Genomic DNA, 4,664 nt, shown 5'->3' with positions numbered 1-4,664 from the left:
CAACCCCCTGGGGGGCATCCTTCAGGCGGCCCAGGTGGTGCAGCGCAGGCTCTGCGTCTGCTCCCAGGCCAACCTCGACGCCGCCCGAGAGGCGGGCGTGAGCTTCGAGGCCCTGGGGGCCTACCTGGAAAAGCGCGAGGTGCCCCACTTCCTGGCCGAGGTGCGGGCCTCGGCCATGCGCGCGGCGGGCATCGTGACGAGCATGCTGGAGTTCAGCCGCAAGGGAGACTCGGGCAGGACGCCGGAAGACCTGTCCCAGCTGCTGGACAAGGCCGTGGAACTCTGCGGCACGGACTACGACCTGAAAAAGAACTACGATTTCCGGCGCATCGAGGTCGTGAGGAGCTACGCGCCGGGCCTGCCCCCCGTGCCCTGCCACGCCACCCAGGTGCAGCAGGTGTTCATGAACATCCTGCGCAACGCGGCCCAGGCCCTGCAGCAGACGCGCAAGGAGCGCCCCCCGCGCATCGAGGTGAGCGCCCGGGCCGAGGACGGCATGGTGCGCGTGGACATCGCGGACAACGGACCCGGCATGCCCGAGGACGTGCGCCGCCGCGTGTTCGAGCCCTTCTACACCACCAAGGACCCGGGCGTGGGCACGGGGCTCGGCCTCTCGGTCTCCTTCTTCATCGTCACCCGCCAGCACGGCGGCGAGATCACCGTGGACTCCGAGCCCGGCATCGGCACGATCTTCACCGTGAAGCTGCCCCTGGAGCGCACCCCATGAGCTGGCTGAGACGACCCGGCGTGCATGACGTCTCCAGCGGGGCTGCCTGGATCAATCGCCGTCGGCTGCCCTGATGCAGGCGAGGACGATCGACCCCCGGTTCGAAACCCACTACGTCCTAGCCGCCCGCACCGTCTGCGGAATGTCGTCCGAATGCGCGCCGTTGACCAACACGGCTGCAAGCGATTCCATCAATCAGGGCTAGACATGCGCATTCGCCTCACCTTACAAATCATCAGGATCGTAGCGTGGAGCATATGCTAGGCCGTAAATTTCCTGCGGCGCACTCCGAAAGCACACAACGCCAACAGGAATTCGACGCCATGAGAAACCCTTCGTTACGGCTGGCCATGCAATCCGTTCGCGCACTCCTCCTTTTCGCGATCCTCCAGGCGGCGCTCGCCGTCTCCCTTGCGCAAGGCGCTCCGCTGGACAGCTTCAGCGGGTCCAAGGACATTGAAGTTGGGACATCGTCCATCCGGTTCTTTGACGTGCTCGTCAAGGAGAAGGAGGACAAGGACGACCATACGCCGTATTCCTTCACAGTCGAATACAAGGGGCAGACGGTCCTCGAAGTCACGAACAGCAAGCTCAGCATCCTCGGCGCTTCCGTGAACAAGGACTTCCCCGCGCCCGGGATGACGACCCTGGTCATCGATCATTTCAGCGGCGGAGCGCACTGCTGCTTCTCGCAGTACTGGATCACCAAGAGCCCCGGGAAGCTCCAGATCACCGAACTGGAGCTCGGCGACTCCGGCGAACCCCTGATCATCGACGCCAACACACGGGGCCCGATCACCGTGGTCGACGACGGGCTGACATACTACCGCGTCTCCCAGGGAGACGATGGCTTCATGCTCTCCCGCGCCGAATCGCCGATCTTCATCCGCCATCTGGTGCTGGACCAGGAGGGCTGGCGCGTGGACAGGATAGGGGAACTCTCCAAGCAGTACCGCAAACTCCTCGCTGAAAAGGCGAAGCCCCCAAAGGGTAGGCCAAGGATCACCTGGGCAATGGAGACGGCGCACGGAGAGCTCATGGCCGGAGAACCGGAAGCCCGCGTCCTGGCCAACCTCGCCAAGGCGCTCCCCAGGTCATACGCGCCCCTGGCCCCGGCCGTTCTGGCGGACATCCGCAAGTGCATCCAGAAATTCAACCCGCTGAAGACGACCAGTTACTAACTCCCGGCAAGCGCCTCCAGACGCAAAAACGGCCCGCGCCCCCATGGGGGCGCGGGCCGTCCGCTTTCTTCCGTATGCCGCCTCGCGGCCCGGCGTCTAGGCCTTCTCGCGCTTCTTCTGCCCGTGCAGCATGTGGCGCTTGGTGGCCGAAAGCTCGGCCTTGCGCAGGCGGATGGACTGGGGCGTCACCTCCACCATCTCGTCCTCGCGCACGAAGTGGATGGCGCGCTCCAGGGTCATGGGCCGCACGGGGGTGAGGATGATGTTCTCGTCCTTGCCCGAGGCGCGCATGTTGGTGAGCTTCTTTTCCTTGGTGGGGTTCACGTCCAGGTCGTTGTCGCGGTTGTGCTCTCCGATGATCATGCCCTCGTAGACCGGATCGCCGGGGGCCACGAAGAGCTCGCCGCGCGGCTCCAGGTGGAACAGGCCGTAGCCCACGGCGTTGCCCTGGCGGTCTGCCACCAGGGAGCCGGTGAAGCGCGTGGGGAAGTCGCCCCGGTAGGGCTCGTAGCCCTCCAGGTAAGAGTTCATGATGCCCGTGCCCTTGGTGTCGGTGAGGAACTCGTCGCGGTAGCCGATGAGCCCCCGCGAAGGCACGGAGAACTCCATGCGCACGCGGCCCTTGCCGTGGTTCACCAGGTTCACCATGCGGCCCTTGCGGATGGAGAGCTTCTCGGTCACCACGCCCAGGAAGGTCTCGTCGCAGTCCACGAAGACGCGCTCGATGGGCTCCAGGCGCTTGCCGGCCTTCTCCTTGTAGATCACCTCGGGGCGTCCCACGGAAAGTTCGAAGCCCTCGCGGCGCATGGTCTCGATGAGGATGGCCATCTGGAACTCGCCACGGCCCTTGACGATGAAGCTGTCGCGGTCATCGCTCTGCTCCACCTTCACGGCCACGTTGGAGAGGGTCTCGCGCTCCAGGCGCTCCAGGATCTTGCGCGACTGCACCACCTTGCCCTCGCGGCCCACCAGGGGCGAGGTGTTGATGGCGAACCTCATGGACACGGTGGGCTCGTCCACGGTGATGCGCGGCAGGGCCTTCTGGGCCTGGAGGGTGCAGATGGTGTCGCCGATCTTCACGTTCTCGATGCCCGAGAGCACGATGGTGTCGCCGGGCATGGCGTCCTGGGCGTCCACGAGGCTCGGGCCCTTGTAGGTCTGCAGGCGGGTGACGCGCAGCTGCTTCACCTCGCCGCCCTCGCCCAGGCAGACCAGGGTCTCGTTGGTGTGGGCCTGGCCGTTCATGACGCGGCCCACGGCCAGGCGGCCCAGGAAGTCGGAATAGCCCAGGTCGGCCACGAGCATCTGGAAGGGCGCTTCGGGGTCGAAACGCGGGGCCGGGATGTGCTCCAGGATGGCGTCGAAGAGGGGCGTCAGGTCCGTGCCCTCGCCGTCGAGGGTCAGCTTGGCCATTCCCTCGCGGCCGATGGCGTAGAGCACGGGGAAATCCAGCTGGTCCTCGTTGGCGTCGAGGTCGATGAAGAGGTCGTAGATCTCGTCGAGCACCTCGTTGGGGCGGGCGTCCTTGCGGTCGATCTTGTTGACCACCACCATGATGGTCAGGCCGCGCTCCAGTGCCTTTTTGAGCACGAAGCGGGTCTGGGGCAGCGGCCCCTCGGAGGAGTCCACCAGGAGGATGGCGCCGTCGGCCATCACCAGGGAGCGCTCCACTTCGCCGCCGAAGTCGGCGTGGCCGGGGGTGTCGATGATGTTGATCTTCACGCCCTTCCAGGACACGGCGCAGTTCTTGGCGGCGATGGTGATGCCGCGCTCGCGCTCCAGGTCCATGGAGTCCATGACGCGGTCGTCCATTTCCTGGTTTTCGCGAAAGGTTCCGCTCTGGCGGAACATGGCGTCCACCAGGGTGGTCTTGCCGTGGTCGACGTGGGCGATGATGGCGATATTGCGAATTTGTTCGTTGTAGCTCTGGTTCATTGCAGGGGTCCCCCGGATTTTGTGGCCCCCCTCCATAAGGCCCCGATGCCCCCCTGGCAAGCGAAAGTCCGGTTACGGGAGCTTTTGGCAGTCCGTGCAGTTGACCACGAGGCTCACGTTGTTGGCCTGCTCGAAGGTGGTCTTCCATTCGAAGAGGTCCACGGCCAGGGTGCGGTAGAGCTCGCCGTAGGGCGTGACGGCCTGGGAGAAGGTCAACGCGCCGATGAAGGCCCGGTCGGCCTGGACGATCTGGGCCTGGGTGGCCTTGGAGGAGGAATAGGCCACGGAGAGGTCGTGCTCCTTGCAGGCCTGGTCCACGCAGTCGATGGGCGCGGCCGTGACCGCCGTGGCCTGCGTGCCGCACCAGTTGCCGTAGCGGGGCACGAAGTCCAGGGCCCTGGAGGCGATCCTGACCGGATCGGTCCCGGTGGTCTGGAGCAGCTGGTCCCAGATGGCCTCCTGCTGGGCCAGGGTGGTCACCTGGGCCGAGGCGGGAAGGGCGCAGAGCAGCAAGGACGCGAGGAGCAGGGCGCGAAGGGTGTTCATCAGCCCTCTATGCTCCAGATTGCCCCGGCGGACAAGGGGTAACGTGCCTGGAACGGCCCTGACCCCGCCACACGCGGCCCTCTACCGGGGCCTAGCGGCCTGCTTCAAGGCCCTGGGCAAGACGGAACAGGCAGCGAGCATCGAGAGGGAATTGGGGAGGTGAGGCAGGAGAAGTCTGCGCTGCCCCCCCACTACTCCTTGCCGACGAATTAACCTTTGTATGAGACCCCTGCGTAATACGCTGAGGCGCGTGCCTGATCCCCCTCGGCGGCGCA

Annotated in this window: 4 protein-coding genes; 2 read left to right on the top strand and 2 right to left on the bottom strand. The window is 65.6% G+C overall.

The annotated features are described in order from the left end of the window. A partial coding sequence (locus ACV4UX_RS17385) for a sensor histidine kinase (RefSeq protein ID WP_491594542.1) occupies positions 1–727 on the top strand: 727 nt, incomplete at its 5' end. Between the two features lie 491 nt (positions 728–1,218). After that, positions 1,219–1,908 (top strand): hypothetical protein, encoded by a 690-nt coding sequence (locus tag ACV4UX_RS17380; protein WP_491594541.1) that lies wholly within the window; start codon positions 1,219–1,221, stop codon positions 1,906–1,908. Positions 1,909–2,004: 96 nt separating this feature from the next. Here ACV4UX_RS17380 and typA read toward each other — a convergent pair whose 3' ends face one another. Both typA and ACV4UX_RS17370 read right to left on the bottom strand, forming a co-directional pair. Then, on the bottom strand, positions 2,005–3,843 hold the full coding sequence (typA, locus tag ACV4UX_RS17375; RefSeq protein ID WP_491594540.1) for a translational GTPase TypA: 1,839 nt from the start codon (positions 3,841–3,843) through the stop codon (positions 2,005–2,007). Between the two features lie 72 nt (positions 3,844–3,915). Next, positions 3,916–4,389, bottom strand: a complete 474-nt coding sequence (locus ACV4UX_RS17370; protein ID WP_491594539.1) for a hypothetical protein — start codon at positions 4,387–4,389, stop codon at positions 3,916–3,918. Positions 4,390–4,664: the final 275 nt, after the last annotated feature.

The organism is Fundidesulfovibrio sp. (assembly GCF_058402725.1).
The sequence above is the reverse complement of the archived record's forward strand: the minus strand, read 5'-3'. Positions and strand labels throughout refer to the sequence as shown.

What these genes read in the sequence shown, in the direction of transcription:
- typA (WP_491594540.1), bottom strand. Translation starts at nt 3,843, where the DNA reads ATGAACCAGAGCTACAACGAACAAATTCGCAATATCGCCATCATCGCC.
- ACV4UX_RS17370 (WP_491594539.1), bottom strand. Translation starts at nt 4,389, where the DNA reads ATGAACACCCTTCGCGCCCTGCTCCTCGCGTCCTTGCTGCTCTGCGCC.